The sequence below is a fragment of the Comamonas sp. NyZ500 genome (assembly GCF_016772095.1).
Taxonomy (GTDB): Bacteria; Pseudomonadota; Gammaproteobacteria; order Burkholderiales; family Burkholderiaceae_C; genus Comamonas; species Comamonas thiooxydans.
Window position 1 is genome coordinate 1 of the sequence record NZ_JAEIJE010000027.1, and the last position, 21,858, is coordinate 21,858.

Sequence of the window (21,858 nt, forward strand, 5' to 3'; positions counted from 1 at the left end):
GCTAGGGTTAATGCGTGGGTCAGATTGAGATGGAAAAACCGGGGGCTAGTGGGTCACTTCTGGGTGGAAATCAACAAGCGCCCTTCAAGAGCCGCGCATGCATCGTGTCAAGACGCTTGAGCACATCCTGTTCATCGAGTACCGGCCATTCACCTTCTTGTGGCAATACATCGCAGAGCAGAGATGGCACATAGGCTTGATAGTCCTTGGATTGCAGCAAAGCATATGTGCCAAGATCTTCCTCGCTGTCAGTGAACCAAGCCCACACAGGGTTATCGGTTGGCAGCACGGACGACATCTGTTGGCGAAAGCCCAGCTGTAGCAGTCGTCTGTCGGATTCCGTTTGCGTGTAAGGCTCGTGCTCGATGAAATCATTACTCCCATCGAACATTGCTTCGATAGCCAGGCGATCCATCATTTGGCGAGGGACTACTAAGCCATGCTCTGCAGTCACGGTGAGCAACCAGCCAGAGTCCTTCGACCCGAGCTCCACCAGTGAGGTGTAGTAAATGTCGCCTTCGGAATGAATATTGGCAAAGAATGAGCCTGTTGGGCGGTCGTAGCCGCATTCCAGAATCATTTCAATACCGTTCACGTTCGTTTGATTAATTAAGTGCTTGGACATGGGATTCCTTTCGTTGAAAGCAGAAAGGGCACCGTCCCCCCCAGGGGCATGACGGTGCCCCAAGGGTAAAAAGAGAGTTAGAAGAAGATCACCCAGCGAATACGGGACAAATTACAGAACCCTGTCTTTCGCTGTGAGCGCTTTCTGGAGCATCGTGCGAAGATGATCCTGTTCCAGTACAACACGAGCCTTATATTTCTCTTTAGCAGATGGTTCCAAGGCATCGTTTGAAGCTAATGTCCAAATTGATGCAATCACCATTACCTGGTCCATCAACAATTCAATGCACGGGTTTTTCTCTGTATGCACCATGGATTTGTAATTCCTTGGACGTTCAAAGGCGTTTTCGAGGCTCATATTCATCTCCAGTAGATAAGGAAGATAGACACTTGCCCCAGGGCCTCTAGTGCCCATCAGGGATTTATAGGTTGACACCCAACTTGCTCATTGCCGCAGACGCCGAAGCCTGCACATTTGCTTTTCGGTATGCCAGGTACGCATCAATGTCTTTGGTACCCACGTACACGGACTTTTGATTGCCCATCAACTCAGAATGGTCCCTGCGACAAGCGGAGGCGTAAACAAATGAATAGGCTACTGCCCGCATCCGTTCCTTCACGCTTTGTTTCTCATGAAAGGTCAGGTATAGCGACAGGATAAATTCATTCGCTGGTACGTTGAGATACCGCTTATTCAAATGAAACCAATCACCAACGCAACTGCGCGTTTTGAAGTTGTCAGCCTCAAGCAATAACTCAAGCTCTAGCTGAAACTCCACTTCATCGCCATGCCAGCGTGCTTGCGCAAACGCATCGCATTCTTCATTCTGATCGGCAAGAACCGTCTTATCGTAGAACTCCTTATAGCTCTTAGCCCAATTTTCTAGCGGAACCAGCGACTCGGCGAGATCGCGCATCATCGTTGAGGCATCCTTCAATTGCTTCAATTGAGTTGGATTGAGGTTCTCGAAATTACTTTGAGCTTTCACCAATGAGGTGGCGGTTCGCTTCGCATGGGCAATCTGATGTTTGATCTTCGCAACGCCTCGGAGCTGAATTTCAAAGTACCAACGTTCAATGAGCTCCATATCCAATGACGCGCCACGCCTTGAAGCCTTCAATGGATGCAATTCGAGATAGCGTTCAAGGATTGATTTCTTATTCATACGGCCTCCAAATATTCGAACAAAGAAAAACCCACTACCCGACGAATTTCGGGTAATGGGTTGGTTAGAGCCTCTGCTTAGTTATCTGTGCCAGTTGCCTTGCGAGACAACGGGAGCATGATGACGTTGGCAGAAGGAGCCGGTGGCTTAGGCGATTTATGGGACTTTTGCAGCTTGTACTCATTGAGAGCCACACGGGTCCAACGAGCAAAGCAAACGCTAAGCGACCAAAGGGTACGAAGCAACTCCAAACACTTTCGCTTGATTCGCGCAGTAGCCTGACCCACGTCATGAGCCTTTGCATATCGAATCTGCGAGCGCTTGACCGTCTCTTCCGCCATCAGATAGGCACCTAGGAACTGAAGTTTCAGATCCGGGTACATATCCAACGTGTTGAGAAATATGCGTGCTACGACAGGGTCGTTGACGCGAGAGATCATCTTCACCAGCAGCTGGCGATCCACGTCAAAAGGCGAGGATGCCGGCTTCTTGGCAGAACGTTGAGATTGATGCATGTGTTGCTCCTAGATGTTGGGCAACACGGTCCCCGACGGGATTGTGTTATCCCGTGGGGTTGAAGAATGTCCTCGCCAGCGTGAGCTGATGCGCATCTCTCAAGGACTCAGATGCTACAAAGCTCCGAAGAGCCAATGTGCGTCGATTTTAGCGCCGAAACTGAGTGCAGCGCAATCCTTGCTTCCAGCAAAGCAACCATCATCTCTTAAAATGCCTCATAATATGTTCTGTCATTTTAATGGAGCATATTGATGTCTAACTCTGCGGTGTCGTACAAGGATCTGCTGGCTCAACGCGCAACACTCGAAGCCCAGATTGAAGCAGCACGTAAAAGCGAAATCGGCACAGCCGTGCAACAGATTAAGGGTTTGATCGCGACATATGGATTGACCCAAGACGATATATTCCCCCAAGCGAAAGCCAAAGCAACTCGCGGCTCTGTTGACCCCAAGTATCGTGACCCTGAGACTGGTCAAAATTGGACAGGCCGTGGCAAGCCTCCTGTCTGGATCAAAGATAAGGATCGCTCGCAATTCGAAATCAAATGATTTCAGCAGGTTTGATATTAGATGGCCACTAAGTGGCCATTTTTTATGAGCACTTAAAATAGATCAGGCATATTCAAGTGCCAGAACTTCCTCGCGTGCTTCATCTGGCACTTTTTCTACAGCCGCTCGTTGTTGGACAGGCAGTGCTTGCTTTGCTGCCTCCACCACTTCTATTTCTGTGGTGTGCTTGTTCTCCTGCAGCTGCAGCACGCCCTCATCGATAGTGCCCTGGATGATGGGCACCAGGACCAGCACATCGCGGATCTGACCCAAGCGGTAGGCCCGGTCCTCTGCCTGGCGCATCAAGGCTGGCGTCCACGGCATGGAGGCAAATGCCACGATGTTGGCAGCCGTAAGCGTGATGCCCACTCCCGCAGCCATGGTGGTGCCAATGAATACCTTGATGCTTGCGTCCCTCTGGAACGCATCTACCGCAGCCTGCCGACGCTTCAAGCTATCTGAGCCGACCAGCGAGACACAGCCTACGCCAAGGCTGGCCAGGGCCTGTTTAAGGGCCTCCACGGTGCTCATGTACTCGCAGAAGATGATGAGCTTGTCGTCCTCTCCCATTGCCTGCACGGTTTCGACCAGATACGGAACCTTCAGACCTTCAAGGCATTTACGCAGGCGAACGATCTTGGGCATGGCCTGCAGGGTCATGTCGCCATAGATCTCCTTGTAGACATCGAGCCCCTCTGGGGACAGAGGCACAAACTGCCTCGCCTTGTCACCCAGATCCTTGAGCACGTCCTTGCTGCGACGGATCATCCAGCTCTGGATCGCTGCAGCCAGTGCTGCTCGCTTCTCAGGGCTACCCGCGTAGCTCTTGCGGAACTCAGCCAGCGTGAGACTACCGAGGCGATGGCCCGTGATGCGCAGCAGCGTATGCATCTCAATCTCGCGATTGAGCAACGGCGTGCCGGTGACGACAAAGCATCGCTCTATCCGTGCTGCCAGCAGGAACACATTGCGCGTGCGGCCGCTCTTGTATTCCTTCAGGTAGTGGGCTTCATCCACGGCCATCACCGCGAACTCCAGCTCACTCTCGCGCACTAGGCCGCCCATGCGTTCGTAGTTGCCGATCACCCAGTCACAGCCAGCCAGCGTCGAAATCCGGTCCTCACCGATCATCGCGACGCGAGCGTCTGGGTAGACCATCTTGATCTCTCGCTCCCAGTTCAAACGTAGGGATGCAGGGCATACGATCAGGACCCGGCCGCTGCCAGCAGCCATCCGGGATGCCACGACCGTCTGGCGGCTTTTGCCCAGGCCCATGTCATCGCCCATGCAGGCGCCCGATTGGCGCAGCATATGTGCGACGCCTTCGGCCTGGTAGTCGCGCAGCACGCCACAGGCGACCAGGCTGGCCAGGGCCACCCGGTCATACGGCATGTCATCGACGTGGCCATGCTCAGTCGACAGGAAACCGGTGCCCTCTTCTTCACCAGGCCCACCGCCCCCGCCCAGTGGTGGCGATGCAGCGGGCACGCTGATAGGCGAGCCTTCGTTGCCACTTGTGGTCAACTGTTCGATGACCACCGGCTGCTCATGGACGAATACGAACTCCGACGACACGCCGGCAATGCTGGCCAGCCGCTCCATGATGAGCTCAGGATCGGCTCTGACTTGCCACGCTGACGCATGCTTGTGGAAGTAGCCGCCCAACGAGCGCATCGCCTTCACGCATAGCGGGTCGTAGGTAAAGCTAACCGCCCATGAACCGCGTGCCAGGTCTCCCTTCACCAGCGGGAAGATCTGAACATCGAGCAACTGCGAGAAGTAGTCGGGATCAGGAGCTGCGACAGCGGCGCGCAGTTGCACGTCAAGCTGCTCCATATCCACGAAGTGCCCAGCAAACGCATGCTTAATCACATCGTCGGCATAACTGGAGTCGGTAGTTTGAAGCAGCCACATGCGCCGAGATCCACTCCACCAAGCATCGTAGTTTGCAAGTGGACGGCTCACACCTGGAACAGTCAGGAGCTGCAGGCCCAGCCTGCGTCCATCCGAGACGGCTTTGATAAGGAGATCCGGCGGGCGGATCGTGACGGGCCTAGGCAACATCAAAGCCCCTCGCGAACAACTCTTGTTGCTGGTGACTCATAGCCCCAACCTTCGGCCATCCATAGCGCCCATGTGAGCGTTGAATCAGAAACCTGCAGCCCCGATATAAGCGGATCAAAATCGCTGGAACACTTCAAGATAAAAGTGTCGTAGGACTAACCGATCAGAGCGATATTTTTATTGAATACTTCCTGGCAGGTATTGGCCCATGCCACAGGATCGAAATTCGGATCGACTGGATCGGGAACAAAGAGCCCCAAAAACTGATATTTTTCTTGCACCATATTCTCCTGTGGACTCAATTGGCGACTGAGCATGCGCCACAGGAAAACCGATATTTATTCTGTCATTTGGTAGCTGAAATCATGACGGACAAGCCATAACCGCACCACCGCATCAACGCGACTATCAAAGTCGCCAATCAACATAGAGTCCGACTGCGACGACTCATCGTATGTGACCGTGAGACGCGTGTGCCAGGTTCCGTCAAACTGGAGCTTGCAATATCCCACACATACATCCTTGCCATTGGAATCTCGCACGACTAAGAATGCGGGTGCATTTTCTTCATTCACCGTTTGCGATGGTGCAACCACCATCGTGAATCGACCATCGACAAGCAATGTGATGTCGTCCGAGGCCTTTTGATCGGGATGTAAAGTCAAGATGTGCTCCTTGGTTAAAAACGGACGTTAAGCGGGCTGGCCTGCGGCGTGGGGTTCGTGCAGTTCGTCCGTAAAGCCATCCGATTGCTCCGTGGACGAACGGCGTGGAGGCTCAAACTCAATGCTCTTCACCCGCGACAGCAGCAAAGCCACATCATCGGCAGCGATCTTGAACACCATCACTTGGCCGCCCGTCCCCTCATCGCGCGCCATGTACTCACGCTCTTGCCCCATCACAAGTACCCGAGATCCTTTGCGCAACAGGCGCGCGGCATCTCGCGCCTTGGCGCCGTAGATTTCAACCTCGCGCCAGTAGCCACCCTTTTGCTCAATTTCGCCGTTGTCATTGCGACCATAGCGACCAAAGTAGACACGCATGCTTGCCACGTCAAAAGTGCCATTGGCCCCTCCTGGCAGTGTCTGCAGTGTGGGGGAGTTAGCCAGGTTGCCCTTGCCGATAAAAAGTTGCGACATTTCTCTATTCCTCAAGGTGCGGATTGAACGCCCGAGCTGCTGCACCAGGTCAGCCCAGGCACAGTTTCATATGCCCGAAATCGGGGAACGGGGATAAAGAAAGACAGGAGCCTTATCCAAGCTCACGCGAATACGCTTGATATCGCTACGCGTCTGCTGGTGCTCCTCATTCAAGGCCACAGCGCGCTGGGACGCTGCCATGCACCATTGACGGAGTTCACTGGGCAGGCCTGACGCAAGCTCCTCAACCTCTTCAAAGCTCAAATGACGGTTAGAGCCCATGCGTTGGCGCCAGCGCAGAAAGACATAGCCCGTTGTGCTTTTCTGGTGCACGACCAGATAGAAGCTCAGTCCTGGAACAGATTTCGACTTCTCGGACAAATCGCGCATCTGCTTCAGGATTGCGTCAATACCGTCAAGTTTCTGGCGCAATCTGGACAGGGTGCCCCTACCCGTAAGGGCCTTTACGTCAGCTCGATCTTGACAGTCCTGATCCGCCAACGCTTGACGACCCCAGAGCACGTTGTTGACGACTCGGCCACGACCGGTGTGCTGCGAAGCCCCTTTTATTTCCAGATCCCTTTTCACACCAATCCCTTTCAATATCAGTTCCAAACGACCGCGCTCTGTCTTAATCAGCGGTGGCTGTAGCTTCTGGGCCAGTAGAGGCAGACGCATCGGAGCCAAGCTCTTGCGCCTGCTGCAATTGGTCGCCGACTTGCTGCAGCAACGCACGTTCGGCGTCGCTGATGTTGATGAGGCGGCGCGAATGCGAAGGCTTCACCTCGGCCTTGTAAATCTGGGCTGGCACTGCACCAAACGTGCTCACCACAAACTGAATGCGCTTCGCCGCTTCCGGGTCTGCACTGAACCAGTCAGAACGGCTCAGCTCACGAATCTCTGGACGGCCGAGCCATTTCTCGAATCGGGCGGTGCCGTAGAACACGCCAAGGATGGCGCGGCTCATTGCACTCAGCACAGCACGCGCCTGCTCATCACTCAGCAAGTTCTTGCGCTGCAGCGTTTTCTGGATACGAACAAAGTAGTCGTAGTCCACGATCAACATGGAGATCGCATAGCCGTAAGGGCTGCGGAATCCGAGGTTCAGGGTCATAGGGCGAGCGGACTGAACGATGCTCAGGTTCAGGCCGCGCTTGCGCTGGCTCTCCAGCAGCTCCTCGGCTTTAGCGATTTGGGCGCGCAACGACTCTTGAACTTGGGAGATGCCGTACTCATGGCGTACCAGTGCCCAATCTGCATATGGGTTGTCACGGCTGGTCAGTACCCAAAGGTTCCGCAGAGAGGAAGCAACGCGCTTGCCACCAATGATCGCGTTCAAGCGCTTTTCAGGCTCCCCAGATCGCCCCTGAAAAAGTCGGTGGGCCTCGATGGTGTGGATCGTCATCTGGTCCACGCCTTCGTTCGTCAGCGGCCCGAGATCATCAATGCCTTGCGCTTCGGAGTTCGTCACCACCGCGTCCGCACCACGACGATCGCGTCGCTCCGCTTGCATCTTCTGGAATTGCTCTTTGCGATCTTCCAGCTCTACATAGCGATCAAACAAAGGATCGTCTTCAGACGCGCCAGCCTGGATGAATGCCGCCAAAGCAGCTTCTTCACCAGCAATTGAATAGCCGTCACGAAATGGCGAATTCGGGTCGGTGGCGAATTTAATACCTGGTGCACTTGCACCCAATACACCGGCCAGCATTACTGGCTGAAAGCCGGGTTCTTTTTTGATTCGATCAGTAGCCAAGGTCTTCTCCTTAAATTAAATACTTCGTCTATCCAGCGTCCGGGACTTCTCCCGACTTGCCGCCCTCATCGGCACTGGCGTTCTCAATTGCCACTTGCGCAGCTTGTTTAGCGATGTCTTCGTTCCAAGCGTCGATAAATGGAAAGTGCTTCTTACTCAATATGGGTAGTCGCTCAGCTAACGGCGTGCGAAGCAATGAAAGGACAGCTTCGCGATTAACGCTAATCAACGTCCTCGTGTTCTTCTGAGCCCTCACTGATATGAACCCAGTCTCGTGAAGACGGTGAATAGCGCGCTGCACTGTGGTCTTGGGTAACGTGTCACAGAGCTCAATATGCGAAATATCACCAATCGAGAAAGAGGTTTCATTTTTCTCCGCCTGAGCCTTTAGCAGCACCCAGAGAACAGCGGCATCGGGGTAATTCTTGAATCGCTGAATCAAATGAGCGAATAGATCGTTGCAGTTCATGGAGTCCTTCAAATTCATTCTTCGCTCTTATCCGTACAGCTTGGAAGCATTAACCCGTTTCGGGTTAATCGGCAATCATTGCCACGTAACCCGTTTCGGGTTAATCGGCAATCATTGCCACGTAACCCGTTTCGGGTTAATCGGCACTTCGTGCCATGTGACCCGTTCCGCGTCGCTTCGCTGGCTGTGCTTTGGCGACGCACAGGGCGGTTACCCGCACATCGAGAAAGAAGATGACGGCAGCTCATTTCTTCGCCTTTCCGACCTTCGCTGCTTGTTCATTGCGAAGTGCCAGCAACTTGGCACGCGCCGCTTCTTTGCCCAAAGGCCCATTGCCTTCGGTCGCCACTCGCACTGGATTGGCGACGGCGTTGGCCGATCCTTCGTGAAAAGCTTTCAGCGATGCTTCTTTTTGGGCCTGTTGAGCATCGGCCTGTTTGGCTAACTCAATGCGCTCTGCAGCGATGACGGGGGCATACGCCCAGATGCATTCGCCGGCTTTGTATTTCTTCACCACACTGTTTAGCCAGGCAACTGGCGACTTCACCTTATGAAATCGCCGGTTCGCGCCTTCCATCTCGTCCAACGCTTGCTGTTGTTGCTCAAGGGGAAACTTGGCCAGCACCTTGGAGAGGGACGCGTGCAGTGACTTCTCAATCCAGGTTGGGAAGATGAGGCCAGAGGCAAGTCCGGCATTCAGCTTGTCCGAACTCGAAGACTTACTACCCTCACTTGCCTGAACGTCAGCCGTGCTGCTGGTGTTCGCGGGCGAAGTAGTAGTGGATTGAATAGAAGTCCTTTGTATATGGATTGCGGGAAACGGCAGATCAAGCCTGCAGGTTTCGGCCAAAGAGTCAGGCTCTTGTTTGCAGGAAACGGCAAACGATTCCTTCGCTCCACCCTCGCTACCCTTATCGCTAAAGCTCTTCGCTAACTCCTTGCTGGCATTGGAGATTTGCGCCGACTTGGCTGGCTGCTCACTGATCGAAGGAGTAGCTCCAGCTTGTCGGATTTCGACAGGTTTCTGAGGCACCAGATCGTCGTTCAAGAAAGACAGCAAGAGATCGCGCGGGCGGAGAGCAGGAGGGGTCGCGGACAGTCCTAGCGTCGCTTGCGAGAACGCGAACGAAAGCCCGGACAGATCCAGCGTCTGGTTCGTGGCTGGACCGCCATTCGACGGTGCAGGCTTCGTTGACGCCGCAGGAGTGGCCTTGTCCGTGTCACCCTTGCGAGGCAAAGGCTTGATGCTTTGCCCACGCAAGCACAGCAGAATGGCGTCGAAGTTAATGCGGACCAAAGCTCCGCCGATGCCGACCTCGCTAATGAATCCCGCCTTTTTCAGCCGCTCCCGAGCATTGCGCTGGACCTTCGGACCGAGCACAAGCGCTGTTGAGATTTCATCCTGGCTGACCGGGATAGCGCCATCGGTGAGCTGGCCTAGCTTTAGACACTCTCGGTGCCGCTGCAGCAGATAGGCTAAGTACAGCCCGCCTGCGATACTTCCAGCCACATCAGCCAGGGGCTTGTAGTAAACCTTGCAGCCCTTGAACCAGCTACTTGCCAAGTCCCACGTAAGTTTCTGCCCCTTGCCGCGCATGGCCAAAGCCTTGGCGAGTGCAGGTACGTTCAGGCGGTAGTTCAGCACCGCAGGACGCCCAACGAGCATCTCTTCGAGAACGCCCTCGCCCATCAGCAGCTCGCGCACACTGGCTTGCTCGGTGCGGGTCAGCCCAATGGCCGACTTCCACTGCTGCAAGGACATAAAGAACCAGCCACCGCGCTCGGGATGGTTGCGGAGACTGTGGCGCGTCCAGTAGAGCGCCATGCCCACGAAGATGGCGGCTTTGTGGCCGAATTTTTCAGCCAGGACCGGATGAAATGGAACGAAACCTCGATCGTCCAGGTGCAGAAAAATTTGCTCGGCACCCTGGTGGATCGGCGCATCCTCCGGCAGTTCATAACGAACTGTTGGAATAGCTGCGAGTGAAAGAGAGCCGCGCACTGACAAGCTCCATCAGTGCGCAGCTGCGGCTACAGAGGTTGTCGCTGCACTGCGCATTGCGCTGGCCAAGGGCATGGCTTGCTGCTGCAAAAGCTCAAGCAAGCGCCGCTTCGAGATCCGATAGGTAATGATGCGGCCCTGACCAGCATGCTCATGCAGGATGCCCAAGTCCACGAGAGTCTTGCGGCAGGTTTGCTGCTGTGCCCTCGTTATGCCGGTGTCCTTGGTGCAGCATGACGATGACATAAGGATTTCGAAAAAGTCCTCCGACTCGCTGCGACGCTCCCGCTCCATCGCATAGGTAAGCCAGAGAGCGCTCAAGACGTTACCGGTGAGATCCACGAAAGCGCGGTTGATGGTGATGGGCTCTTGGCCGATGAGTTCCAGAAACAGTGCGGACTTCAGAAATTCACTATCACTATTCGACAGCTGGGCGGATAAATTCTTGGTGTTCTTCATGTTCAAGCTATATCGATAATGGTTGTAAATAGAACGTCCTACGGCTGATTTATTTGCCCACCGGGAAGGCATTTCTCCTGGGAAGAGCCAGGCTATCCTCGTCTTCAAACTCTTTGAGCGTTGAATAAAGCGAGTCGATGGTGTACTCCGCAAAACGCGAATGCAGCTCGAAAATCCAATCACGCAGAGATTGACCGGGCGCGGATTGGCTTGTAATTTCGGCCCAGGCTTGATGAATTTGATCCCGAACATCAAACTGCTTTGGTAATTTGGCCCTCCCGCCCGTGACGCTTCCACCGACCAATTCACGCAGCCTACGAATATCGTCTGCGGAGCGCTTAAAAAGTCGGGTAATCAGTGCACGTGAGGCTCCATTACGCACAAAATATTCGCAAAGTGCATCGTCTTGCCGTTGTCGGTCCAGGCCTTCTAGATGCTGCCTGAGTTCGCTAGGAGAAAATACGAGCTTAACCCTCGTTAACTTAGTAGAAATATCCAGAATATCGCGGGTCTTGCGATGCCGAAGTTGGTCGATCAATTCAGCATCGCAACCCATCTGCAATAACTGATCTATTCCATCCTCGGTTTCGATAGCACGAATTACCTCCGTTAGCAGCAGAAAATTCAACTGCGGATTCGTGTGAATATCGACGGGAACAATATGATCTGTCATTGCTTAACTAACGTGTTTATTCCGTAAATAACGGTTTATAGGCTTCGCGGCTATCCTCTTGCACGGCGATATTGAATTCAGCAAGTGTTTGCATCAGAGCAGACAAGCATCTAGCAACCGCCGCATTGCCGAAGAGATACCCATAATGGTCAGAAGTGACATAAAGCTGCCCATTCTTCCCGCACAGAATTGCTCTATCTGTGCACTCCTGACGGAACGTATCAACGCCAGCCTGAATAGCCTTTACCCAGCGGCTTTCTGGATCGCATTTCGAGAGTAGGCTTGCGTTGCACTGCCCGGTTTGCGTTGCAAGAAATGGCCAGAGATATACACGCAGAGTTTCCAAATCTTCGGAGAGCTTTTGATCGCCCAAATACGACATACGTTCTGGAATATCCACTAGGAACCCGTACGGCAATGCCGGCATTGGCTTCACGAAGTCCGAAAGCGGTACGACCGCATTCAGATCCACAAGATTTCGGGATAGCCGTGCGGAAAACGCTGCCAGCTTGTCAGCTGGGCCAGCACCCGTCCCTTGCTGATCTGCCTTTGTGGGGGCTCTTTTGCTACTAGTCGATGGAGCCGCCGACACGCCGCCAAGCATTCCCGACAGTGGCGCCTGCTTGGCCTGCTGTTGCTCCTTCTTGTTCGCGCTCTCTATCGAGCGCATGTCATCGACTGAGAGCTTCGGGTCCTGGAGATAGGACTGGACGACTGACTCGATATGGTCGGCGGCAATGCCAAAGTGCTTCGAGGAGACGGACTGGATCTGGGTGAGCAGCGATTGAACATCCAACTTCACCTCTGTCCGACTTGCAGGATCGGCCTCGGAGTTCGCTTGCTCCATGGCCTCAAGATCGGTAGCGTGCATCAAGAAGATTTCCTCGATGGCTTCCTTGACTTCATCACGCTTATCGAACTTCGCCGCAATATCTTGCAACGCAGCCACTGTTGGTCGAATAGTCGTGTTTACGTCATACGCTTGCAGCCAAGGCCCAATCAATCCGAGATTTTCGACAGCGAAGATGAAGTTTTGAACCATTCGCACGCCATAGCCCAGTCCAACTTCTTTAAGTGCTTTATTCAGCTCGGTGGCTGAGAACGATTTAGCAAACTCCTTCTCAATTTCGCGCTTGTAATTCATCACGCCCTGAGCTCGCTCCCAGAACGAAATATCACTTCGATTGTCGTTTTCGCTCAAGTGCGCGGCAATGACAGCAGCCTCTCCAGGCCACTTCCGCGTAACAACATGGATGCGCCGCAGTTTCTCGACGCCTTCATTCACCAGCTCTTTTGCGATCTCTACGCGGGTATTTCCGCCGCCATATGGGAAATACTTCTCCGTAGGATTGCGACGCGTTACCGAGAACATATTGGTGATGCCATCGACCTTCATACTCGCTTTGATTTCCGCTCGCTGGGAATTAACTTTCTTGCGAGGATTCAGCGAATATTCATCAATGTCAAAAACATCCAAGACAATGATGGAGCCATCAATTTCATCCATCGGATCAAAGCTTGTAGTTGATCTTTCAGAGTCTCGGTTAAGAGCTGCTTTAGCCGCCTCAAGACGTGCTTGATTTGGCGTCAGCTTTGGTTTATCAGGTGCAGTCATAGCTGACGTCCCTTGTTTATTTCCAGGGGACGTAGTTAGGTTTAGCGAGGCTGCCCGTTCCCGAGCAGTCATGGTTTCAGGTGTACGCATGCCTTCCTCCTAAAATTAATTGGAGGGTGCGTTCAGATCGAGATATTGAGGGTGGTTAGATGCGTACATCTCCGACACGCTAGGTACGATTTCCCAAAGAAGGGAATGCAGCGTGTTGGACGCTTTCACTGGATCAATCCAATGCACTGGAACTCCAGCACTGGCCGCTTTTTTCCAAGCGGTTGCATCAGGAACATCGGTGTCCGCCATTGTGATTTTTCCGCTCAGCTCAATAAAGCTTTCGCGAATCATTGCGGACATTTCCTTGCTATCGCTGGTCTTTTGGCTTTTATTGAGAAATGCCTTCATCTGAGGCATCTTCAAGCCCATGGTCGACACGCTATCGTGGCGTTCAATGAGTGCTTTCACATTCGCGATGAACTCGCGAGCCGAGATCATGTCTGGCGTTGCTGGCACAAGCAGCAGATCAGCAGCAACCACAGCAGCATCTTGCAGATGACCCACAGCACCTTGGGTATCAATAATCACCACGTCATATGCGCTTGCGATCGCAGGGTGCTTCAAGGGGTTCTTAAAACTGAACTGCATGCTCACTGGATTGCGATTGGCCATCCAGACCTGCAAAGAGGAGTCCTTGGCATCAGAGCGAACGATATGCAGGCAACCGCCCTCGCTCTTCGGTGCCTTGTCAAGCTTGCCTTGATAGGAAGTCGGTGGCAGTTGGCAATGCGAGATGCAGTCCTGGGTCAGTGCACCAGACTGCACCAACTGGGTGAGCCCAAAAGGAGCCTTGTGAGAAAGCTCGTAATAACGCGAGAGCGACGGCTGGATGTCCCCGTCGATAAGCAGCACACGGAAACCGATATCGTGCAGCAGGCCGCCCAGATTCGCGACTGTGGTGGTCTTGCCGACTCCGCCCTTGGAAGCCAGAACAGTGATTGTGAACATTGAAATTCCTCGTTGAATGGTTGTTGATCCATCCAACGAAGTGATTTGTTCATGCTCGCTGCGGGTAGAGATCCAGTCTTAGGAACAGCCAGGCAGACCGTGACAAGACCAACTTCGATGCATCCTTGCCGACACTGAAAAGTCAAGCAAATATAGCGTTACTACACGTAATATGTGTCAGAAAATATACATCGTATCTACTAATGAAGAGGTTCGGACTGAGGCGTCACGACCGTGATACCCGCCTCCAGCTTGCTCAGAACTTCCGTGCCATGTACCGAAGCCTCGGCCAGGATGTTGAGCTGTCGCACTGCCTCTGCTTTATTCAGGGGTAATGCCTGCAGCCTTGATGACCTGTCCCCACTTGGTGGTTTCGGCGGCTTGGAATTTTGCCAACTCCGAGGCTGAGGTGGTCCAGGCTTCGGAGCCGGACATATTGAAGAAGGACTTTGCTGCAGCGCTGTTCACTGCTTTGGCCAGCAATTGGTTAAGTCTGCCCGCGACAGGTGCTGGTGTATTGGCAGGTGTGTAAGCGGCAAACCAGTAGCCCATGTCATAGCCTTTGACACCGGCTTCCGAGATGGTCGGAACCTCCGGCAGTTGCGCGCTGCGCTTCTGGGTGGAGTATCCCAATGGGCGCAACTTGCCGGCCTTGATCTGAGGAACACCCGTCGAGACGTCTGTAATCATCAGGTTTATTTGCCCTCCAAGAAGGTCCGTGAGAGCAAGCGGATTGCTCTTGTAGGGAACGTGAAGGATATCGACGCCAGCGAGCTGCTTCAGCATTTCTCCTGCGACTCTGCTTGAAGAGCTGCCACTGCCGAAACTCAGCTTGCCGGGATTGGCTTTGGCGTAGCTCAGCAACTCGCCCACGGACTGATATGGCGAAGTCGCAGGGACAACCAGAACCTGCCCTCCTTTGCCCAGACCTGTAATGGGGGTGAAATCCTTGACAGGGTCATAGGAGAGCTTTTTGTATAAATGTTCGTTGGCGGCATGCGTCGTATTGGTCGTGATGAGCACGGTGTAGCCATCAGGCGCGGCCTTGGCCACCGCTTGAGCCGCAATCATGCCACTGGCGCCGCCTTTGTTCTCCACCACGACCGGCTGCTTGGTTTGCTCTGAAACGGCTTGTCCCAAGGCGCGCGCAAGCTGGTCTGTGGCGCTGCCGGCAGCAAACGGAACGACAAAGGTAATAGGCTTGTTTGGAAATTCGCCCTGTGCAAAGGCAAAGGGGCTGAGCGCCAGGCTTGCACCGCATGCAAGGACAGTGCGTCGTGTCAGAAATTTCATGGTTTGTCTCCTAGTGGTTGTTGTAGAAAATTCAGGCTGTCGGACCGGCCAGCAGCGACTCAAGATGGCATGGGACCACGACAGGCATTTCAAGCACCTTGAAGCACAGCGTTTTTCCATGGCTATCCAGGTTCAGCGAGTCATTGACCCCTCCATCCAGCACGTTGTCGAGTACCAGATTCATGGCGTGGAGCTTGGGTAGCAGGTATCGCCGAACATGGCTTGGCTTGCGGTCTGCAAACAGGTGCATCACGACTTGTTCGGTGACTTGTTCGCACACCACCCCCCACAAATCCGGATGCCATGCAATGACGCTGATGTTGGAGCGGTTGCCTTTGTCACCCGTGCGTCCATGCGCAACTCGGTAAAGGGGAACGGTAAGGCTTGAGTTCATGGCTTACTCCTGATGCGGCTTGGTCCAGTGGAAGCCAGTCGTAATCTGTTGCTGAGGTACCAGGCACGACACCATTCCCAGGCGCTGGCGCATATTGGTTCGAACGCCCCCTCCCCCCGCCGGGCCGCAGCAGTACAAGGCGTTGATCTCGCGCGGCAGACGCGCAGCGACCGCATGGTCGGCATGCTGCCAGGCCATGCGAAGCCGGACATCCCGGGATTCGCCGGGAATGCCTGCTTCAGTAAGCCAGTCGCTGCTGTCGTTTCCCCAGACACTGGTCACGCCGATCAGGTCGGTTCTGAGGGGCCCAATATTCGCCAGGCGTCTGGATATGGTCTGGGCCGCCAGGCGCGCGCGCTCTTGCGCTCTTGGGCCCGCGTAGGAGATCTCTCCCTCGGCAAACCACCCTGACTCGAAGCAGACATTGACTTTGAGCATCTCCGGCCTCGGATGACCAATGACACCTTCCAGGCGCACCCGAAGTGCTGAAGGTGTACACGGCGCGGCATCCGGGAGTTCAGCTGGGTGTGTTGGACGTGCTGTCCGAACCATGCATCGCTGCCGTTGCCAACGGAGACGCGGATTTTGCGCTCGCCGCCATACGCGTGGATACACCCGACCTGAAGGCTGAGCCGTTTTGCAGCGACGGCTTCTATATGGTGTGCCCTGGCGACCATCCGCTGGCGGACAAGGTCGAGCTGTCCCTGGAGGATCTGACACCCTGGCCGTTCATCCATCTGGCACGCCACAGCAGCGTTCGTCAGTATCTGGATGCCGCTTTTTTCCCTCGAAAGATGCAGACTTTCGTTGAAGTTGAGCAATTGGCCACCGTGATGGGGCTGGTGCAGGCCGGACTAGGCATCACCGTAGCTCCCGCGCTGAGTCTATTTCACTTTGATAAGCCCGGGCTGGTGGCGCGGCACCTGCTGCTGCCGGGTATGGACCGGCAGATCTATATGGTCCGGAAGCGAGAGCGCAGCCTTTCATTGGTGGCTGAAGCACTCTATCGATTGATGCAGGACATGCCTCCTTCAAACGCTTGACTTGGAGCCTTCCGTGAATCAGTCACTCAGCAGCTCTGTGCCTGTACACGTCGCCCTCTTTTGCGCCTCATAGCAAACCACTCTCGTTTTCGCGCCGCAGACATGCATCATCAGTCAATAGATCGCCCTCACCCATCTACCGTGACGGGTTATCGAGCCGGTAATACAGGGTAGCTAACCCGGATCGCCATACTCAGAGTCCGCGAAGCGCTCACGAAGTACAGAAACAGTCGCGAATGCACTTTCATATAAAAAGCCATGAGGATCTGCTCATGGCTTTTCTTTTCAAGCATTTGCCTGCTTGTGCCTGCTAACGATTCTTACCTTCTCCGGAATATTGTGCGTAAAGCTCGTCAGCCATTTTGCGCAACGCACGGCCTATGGCTGCATATTCATATTCGTTGAGGTTTGCCAAGGATGCTCGCCCCGATGGACGGTCCGAGCCGAAGCCGCGCCCCGGCAAAAGCACAATGCCGGTCTCGTCAGCGATCCGGAACAGCATGTCGCCAGTCGATGACTGCTTGACTGCCCATTCTGAAAATGCTTCGCCATAGAGCTTCGAGGTCACATCCTGCAAGTCAATCAAGGTGTAGTAGTCAACAGCGTTTTCGTCTCTTAGCGGTGGCATGCCGAGCTCGCGATACAGCGTGGTTTCGCGCCGTCGAATCAGTTGTTTGAGCGTGTGCTTGTACTCGTCTGCCTCATCCATCAGCGCAAACAGCGAGAACAAGGCCATTTGCACCTGCTGTGGCGTGGACAGCCCAGCGGTGTGATTCAAAGCAACAGCACGACTGTCAGCCACCAAGCGATCGATGAACTTCAAGGAGCGCACATCCGGCAGCAGCGAACGATAGCGGTGATCCAGCGCAATTTTTTCGGACTCTGGCAATTTGTCCAGCGCCAGGTCAAAGACATTTTGCCGATGAGCGGCCACTACTCCCAAACGCCAGCCAGTGGCGCCAAAGTATTTGGAGAATGAGTACACCAGCAGAGTATTTGTCGGGCAAATCGCAAAGAGAGACTGGAAGTCATCAGCAAAGGTGCCATAGACATCGTCGGTCAGTATCATCAGATCCGGACGATGTTCTGCAACGATATTGCGCACGCGATCGAGACTTCGTTGATCCATCTTCACCGAAGGCGGATTGCTGGGGTTGACGCAGAAAAAGATCTTGATGGCCGAATCCTTGAGCTTGTCCAGCTCTGAGTCCGGATACTGCCAATTGAGGTTTGGGTCCGCATTGATGGCGACTTCCTCCAGTGCATACTGGGCCAGTTCCGGAATTTCTATGTACGGCGTGAAAACCGGCATGCCGATGGCAACCTTGTCGCCGGCCTTGAGCAAACCGTTGAGCTTCAAGCTCTCGAAGATATAGGCCATGGCGGCTGTGCCCCCCTCGACCGCAAACAGGTTCACGGACTCGCTGGGAATTGCATCGGCCCCCATTTCACGGATGATGTACTGGCGCACGATTTTTTCGCTGATGTTCAGCATCCGGGGGGGGACGGGGTAATTGCAGCCCAGAATGCCATCGACCATTTCGTGCAGGAAGGCGGCCGGATCCAAGCCCAGTTGGTCGCGCACATAGCTCAGGGATTTACCGAGAAAGCGCACTCCTTCCTGATCCCGGTTTTCGGCAATATAACGTTCAAAGCGCCCCGCTATTCCGTCGATCTTCGCCAGTCCGCCCACGCCCACCGTCGTCATATAAGAGTAGGAAAGCTCGGACTCAGCTGCTGCGAACAAGCCCAGGCGGAAAAATGCTCTTCTCGGCGTTGTGGCCAGAAAGTTGGGATTGCCTCGCCCTGCATTGAGCATGAGGCGGTTTCCATCGCCCGAGGCGATCTTGATCAACTCATCCTTGAGCTCGAACGGGCTCAAGTTCGCCAGACTCTGATAATCCTTGCTCATATCGCAACTCCTTCCATTCGTCCTAGTGAATCAGTTCAGGGGTTTCACGCAAATGCAATGACCAGCGGACCCAGCAAAGTCAGGAACACATTGGCCAACGCATAAGTGATTGCAAACGGGGTGGTGGGGATTGAATTGCCTGCCTTGTCCAGAACCTCGCCAAAGGCGGGGTTGGCACTGCGTGCGCCGGACAGCGAGCCCGCGAACACGGCCACGTTGTCGTAACGCAGCACATACTTGCCAAACAAAATGGCAATCAGCAGCGGAATGATGGTGACCAGAACGCCCAGCATGAATAGCGTCAAGCCCTGCTCCATGACCGTGCTGACCGCCTGCTGGCCGGACTGCAGGCCCACCATGGCCACAAAACCGGCCAGCCCCAGATCGCGCAGCAATGTCGAGGCGCTTGTCGGCATATTGCCCATGGTGTGCTTGCGGCTGCGCCACCAGCCAAACAGCAGGCCCGAGAGCAAGGCACCGCCACCACTGCCCAAGGTGATGGGAATAGCGCCTATGCGCAGCACCAGCAGGCCGATCAGCAGACCGACGACAATGCCGAAGCCGTGGAACACCCAGTCGGTCTTGTCGCTGGGAACAATGATGGGACCGGCGGCCTGGGCAGCCTTCTGAACGTCCTGAGGCGTGCCGAACAAGGTGACCACATCGCCTGACATCACCATGGTCTGCGCAGTGATGGGAACCGGCGATCCCGCTCGTATCAAGCCCTCGGCATAGACGCCGTGCTTGAGATCCTGAGACAGGCTGTCCAGAATGTCCTTGACGCTGCGGTTGAGATACTGGGAATTGGAAATGGCCACATCACGGCGCACCATCACCACATCCATGCCCTGGGCACCGGGCAGCTCATCGCCTACCGACTTGCCCAGAGACACAACGGCGGAGCGGCGCCCGACCAGCAAAATAATGTCGCCAGCCTCCAGTACCAGGCTGGGGTCCACGCCGACCAGGGCATTCCAGCGCTGAATGCGCTCCACTGTCACCCTGCCCTGAGTCCCCTCGGCTTCGAGATCGGCCACGGTTTTGCCTGATTGAGCGACGCGGAAAATACGCCCCACCAGATCGGGAGCTGCTGGCGATTCACCCACGCCATAGACCCGAATGCCCTTGAGCTGCTCTTGCTCGGCTTGAACCGCGTCATCCCGGATATTGCGTCCGGTAATCCATGGCAAGACATTGACGCACATGATGATGGCGCCGAAAGAGCCGAATATATAGGTGACCGCATAGCCGATGGCGACATTGGCCTGCATGCGCTGCACTTCTTCGCCCGAGATCCCGAGTTTCTCAATGGCAGAACCAGCCGTCCCAATGATTGCCGACTGCGTCAATCCGCCGGCTGCAAGGCCTGCAGCCAAGCCTTTGTCCAGCCCGAATACCCGGGCAATAACCACCACCGTGATCAAGCCGGACAAGGCCACCACGACGGCCATCATGATTTCCTTGACCGAATGACGCCCCAAAGAATTGAAGAACTGCGGGCCGCTTTCAAAGCCTACGGCGTATATGAACAAGGCGAAAAGCACAGCCTTGATGCCTGAATCGATCTGAATGCCGATCTGGCTGATCAAGACCGCTGCCAATAACGAACCAGCCACACCACCTAACTGGAATGACCCGAAGCGGAACTTGCCGACCCAGTACCCCAGAGCCAGAGACGCGAAAAGTGCGGCCTCTGGTGATTGGTGAAAGATGCTTTTGAGTAAGTCCACGGCCACCTCTACTTCCGGATAAAAGGATCAAGCAACGGAAAGCCCGTCCTAGCCCCCAAAAGCGGGAGGCTTGGAAATGCTTGAACTCAGGAGAAAGCGGTTTGCTACTAGGAAGCGTGGATCGAGATCGCCTATCTCAAAATTGATGCCACGTCCATTAGCTGGGAGTTTCTTGTTTTCTTCTATTTCCACCCACTATTAAAGACAAATGCGTATCGAAATGTAGGACGTTACCGATTATTCTTATTCAAAATACCCATGGCTCTTCAGTTACGGTTTGGCATTGACCACCAATATCGACAAGCCACCGGCATAAGCCGGCGGTCAAGCCTGTGGCGCCGACTACCGGTTAGCGCAAGGTTCGCCGGTTAATGGAGCGTCGGGTTGCCGCCAGATTGCTTCGACGCGCCAGGGGTTGAGCCACATTTGTATCAGCTGTATTGGCTGCAGCCGCCGCCAGTCTTTGCTGTGCCTCCAGCAGGCTCTTGAGATCGGCTGCACGCTCCTGTGCCAATGCTGCCGTGTTCTGGGCGGTCTGCAACTGGGCATGCAGATTCAGGATCTCCTGCTCGGATTGTTCAAAACGAGTCTGCAGCTCTTGATAGCGAGACTCCGCCTTGCGCTCCTGATCCTGCAGGTTTTTTCGCGCTGCGGTGAGTTCCTGCCGCGCACGATCGACCTCGTTGAGCATATGGCGCTCGTTGCCCGCGTACTGTTCGGCCATGCGCTGGCGCTCGGCGGCGGCCGACTGAATTTCCTCGCTGTGCTTTTGCTGCTGCAATTCACGCTGGCGTACGGCATTGCTCAGCTCATCACGTAGTTCTTCCAGGCGCTGATCGCGCTCCTGTAGCGTCTGCTGCATTTCGTCAAGACGCCGGGCCAAGTCTTGGGCGTGATTTTGAGCTGCCTGCAGGGCTTGATTCAGCGCATCTTTTTGCGCTTCCATGGTGGCCTGGCGCTGCGCGAGTTGCTCCTGTTGCGCCACAAATGCCTGCTCTGCAGCTTTCAAAGCCTGTTCGCGAAGATCCAAAGCCTTGCTGGCTGCGGCTTTCGCCTCTTCCTGTGCCGTATTCCAGAGCTCCTCCGCTAGACGCTGCACAGGGTCCGGCACCGATTGCAACACGGAAGGATCCTGCTCTCCCGCCACGCCCAGACGACGGCCCAGCGTTGCAAACCAGGTCTCCAGCATGGGGCTGACCGTATTGGGAGAGCCTCGCCCAATCTGCTGACGCACCCGCTCTATGGTCGGACGCAGCCCCTGGGCTATCAAAGCATCCGCTGCAGCCCAGACATCGGACTCCTGAACACCTCTTGACGTAGTTTTGCTTGTATTCATATCTATTCTTCAAATAACTAACGATAAGTGATTGTTATCGTTATCTATATTCTAAAAACGTAATACACAATACATCTTATGTATTAAATATTACGTATAAAATTTTCATACAGATGACAA

General features: G+C 54.6%; 22 protein-coding genes and 2 pseudogenes. 2 read left to right on the forward strand and 22 right to left on the reverse strand.

Features of this window, described 5'->3' with window-relative positions:
* Positions 1-70 precede the first annotated feature (70 nt).
* The 4 genes from JAO85_RS23565 to JAO85_RS23580 form a co-directional block, all read right to left on the reverse strand.
* Positions 71-625, reverse strand: a complete 555-nt coding sequence (locus JAO85_RS23565) for a hypothetical protein (RefSeq protein ID WP_237734972.1) — start codon at positions 623-625, stop codon at positions 71-73.
* 111 nt (positions 626-736) lie between these two features.
* On the reverse strand, positions 737-982 hold the full coding sequence (locus tag JAO85_RS23570; RefSeq protein WP_202789139.1) for a hypothetical protein: 246 nt from the start codon (positions 980-982) through the stop codon (positions 737-739).
* Positions 983-1,046: 64 nt separating this feature from the next.
* Positions 1,047-1,790 carry a hypothetical protein gene (locus JAO85_RS23575; RefSeq protein ID WP_202789140.1) on the reverse strand — a complete coding sequence of 248 codons (744 nt, stop codon included), beginning with the start codon at positions 1,788-1,790 and terminating at the stop codon, positions 1,047-1,049.
* 77 nt (positions 1,791-1,867) lie between these two features.
* Positions 1,868-2,305: a hypothetical protein gene (locus JAO85_RS23580; RefSeq protein ID WP_202789141.1), complete on the reverse strand. Its 438-nt coding sequence runs from the start codon at positions 2,303-2,305 to the stop codon at positions 1,868-1,870.
* A 252-nt stretch (positions 2,306-2,557) separates the two neighbouring features.
* Between JAO85_RS23580 and JAO85_RS23585 the strand changes: the two genes are divergently transcribed.
* A complete protein-coding gene (locus JAO85_RS23585; RefSeq protein ID WP_202789142.1) occupies positions 2,558-2,854 on the forward strand; it encodes an H-NS family nucleoid-associated regulatory protein in 297 nt (98 codons plus the stop codon).
* Between the two features lie 63 nt (positions 2,855-2,917).
* Here the strand turns inward: JAO85_RS23585 and JAO85_RS23590 are convergent, their stop codons facing one another.
* The 15 genes and pseudogenes from JAO85_RS23590 to JAO85_RS23660 all read right to left on the reverse strand — a co-directional run.
* Positions 2,918-4,768: a DEAD/DEAH box helicase gene (locus JAO85_RS23590; protein ID WP_202789143.1), complete on the reverse strand. Its 1,851-nt coding sequence runs from the start codon at positions 4,766-4,768 to the stop codon at positions 2,918-2,920.
* A gap of 305 nt (positions 4,769-5,073) precedes the next feature.
* Positions 5,074-5,202 (reverse strand): hypothetical protein, encoded by a 129-nt coding sequence (locus tag JAO85_RS25760; RefSeq protein WP_255539147.1) that lies wholly within the window; start codon positions 5,200-5,202, stop codon positions 5,074-5,076.
* A gap of 54 nt (positions 5,203-5,256) precedes the next feature.
* Positions 5,257-5,583 (reverse strand): hypothetical protein, encoded by a 327-nt coding sequence (locus JAO85_RS23600; RefSeq protein WP_202789144.1) that lies wholly within the window; start codon positions 5,581-5,583, stop codon positions 5,257-5,259.
* A gap of 27 nt (positions 5,584-5,610) precedes the next feature.
* Positions 5,611-6,057: a single-stranded DNA-binding protein gene (locus JAO85_RS23605; protein ID WP_202789145.1), complete on the reverse strand. Its 447-nt coding sequence runs from the start codon at positions 6,055-6,057 to the stop codon at positions 5,611-5,613.
* A gap of 66 nt (positions 6,058-6,123) precedes the next feature.
* On the reverse strand, positions 6,124-6,672 hold the full coding sequence (locus JAO85_RS23610; RefSeq protein WP_237734973.1) for a hypothetical protein: 549 nt from the start codon (positions 6,670-6,672) through the stop codon (positions 6,124-6,126).
* Between the two features lie 16 nt (positions 6,673-6,688).
* Positions 6,689-7,813 (reverse strand): PFL_4669 family integrating conjugative element protein, encoded by a 1,125-nt coding sequence (locus JAO85_RS23615; protein ID WP_237734974.1) that lies wholly within the window; start codon positions 7,811-7,813, stop codon positions 6,689-6,691.
* A 28-nt stretch (positions 7,814-7,841) separates the two neighbouring features.
* Positions 7,842-8,300 carry a hypothetical protein gene (locus JAO85_RS23620; RefSeq protein ID WP_237734975.1) on the reverse strand — a complete coding sequence of 153 codons (459 nt, stop codon included), beginning with the start codon at positions 8,298-8,300 and terminating at the stop codon, positions 7,842-7,844.
* Positions 8,301-8,526: 226 nt separating this feature from the next.
* Complete coding sequence (locus JAO85_RS23625; protein ID WP_202789146.1) at positions 8,527-10,284, reverse strand: hypothetical protein; 1,758 nt, start codon at positions 10,282-10,284, stop codon at positions 8,527-8,529.
* 12 nt (positions 10,285-10,296) lie between these two features.
* The gene (locus JAO85_RS23630) at positions 10,297-10,743 is read right to left on the reverse strand and encodes a hypothetical protein (protein WP_202789147.1); all 447 of its coding nucleotides are present in this window, start codon (positions 10,741-10,743) and stop codon (positions 10,297-10,299) included.
* Positions 10,744-10,792: 49 nt separating this feature from the next.
* Complete coding sequence (locus JAO85_RS23635) at positions 10,793-11,416, reverse strand: STY4526/YPO1902 family pathogenicity island replication protein (protein WP_202789148.1); 624 nt, start codon at positions 11,414-11,416, stop codon at positions 10,793-10,795.
* A 16-nt stretch (positions 11,417-11,432) separates the two neighbouring features.
* The gene (locus JAO85_RS23640) at positions 11,433-13,121 is read right to left on the reverse strand and encodes a hypothetical protein (RefSeq protein ID WP_237734976.1); all 1,689 of its coding nucleotides are present in this window, start codon (positions 13,119-13,121) and stop codon (positions 11,433-11,435) included.
* A gap of 15 nt (positions 13,122-13,136) precedes the next feature.
* Positions 13,137-14,030 (reverse strand): ParA family protein, encoded by an 894-nt coding sequence (locus JAO85_RS23645; protein WP_202789149.1) that lies wholly within the window; start codon positions 14,028-14,030, stop codon positions 13,137-13,139.
* 321 nt (positions 14,031-14,351) lie between these two features.
* A complete protein-coding gene (locus tag JAO85_RS23650; RefSeq protein ID WP_039050995.1) occupies positions 14,352-15,323 on the reverse strand; it encodes a tripartite tricarboxylate transporter substrate binding protein in 972 nt (323 codons plus the stop codon).
* 31 nt (positions 15,324-15,354) lie between these two features.
* Complete coding sequence (locus JAO85_RS23655) at positions 15,355-15,717, reverse strand: hypothetical protein (protein WP_080771192.1); 363 nt, start codon at positions 15,715-15,717, stop codon at positions 15,355-15,357.
* Between the two features lie 3 nt (positions 15,718-15,720).
* Positions 15,721-16,200 (reverse strand): annotated as a pseudogene (locus JAO85_RS23660) (acyclic terpene utilization AtuA family protein); the annotation flags it as partial.
* On the opposite strand from JAO85_RS23660, the pseudogene JAO85_RS23665 reads away from it, so the two are divergent.
* Positions 16,194-16,760 (forward strand): annotated as a pseudogene (locus tag JAO85_RS23665) (LysR substrate-binding domain-containing protein); the annotation flags it as partial. The pseudogenes JAO85_RS23660 and JAO85_RS23665 overlap by 7 nt on opposite strands.
* A 310-nt stretch (positions 16,761-17,070) precedes the next feature.
* Here JAO85_RS23665 and JAO85_RS23670 read toward each other — a convergent pair.
* The 3 genes from JAO85_RS23670 to JAO85_RS23680 form a co-directional block, all read right to left on the reverse strand.
* On the reverse strand, positions 17,071-18,672 hold the full coding sequence (locus JAO85_RS23670) for a bifunctional aspartate transaminase/aspartate 4-decarboxylase (protein WP_039050991.1): 1,602 nt from the start codon (positions 18,670-18,672) through the stop codon (positions 17,071-17,073).
* A gap of 44 nt (positions 18,673-18,716) precedes the next feature.
* Positions 18,717-20,402, reverse strand: coding sequence for an aspartate-alanine antiporter (aspT, locus tag JAO85_RS23675; protein ID WP_202789150.1), 1,686 nt, complete (start codon positions 20,400-20,402; stop codon positions 18,717-18,719).
* 349 nt (positions 20,403-20,751) lie between these two features.
* Positions 20,752-21,738: a DNA-binding protein gene (locus JAO85_RS23680; RefSeq protein ID WP_202789151.1), complete on the reverse strand. Its 987-nt coding sequence runs from the start codon at positions 21,736-21,738 to the stop codon at positions 20,752-20,754.
* Positions 21,739-21,858 lie beyond the last annotated feature (120 nt).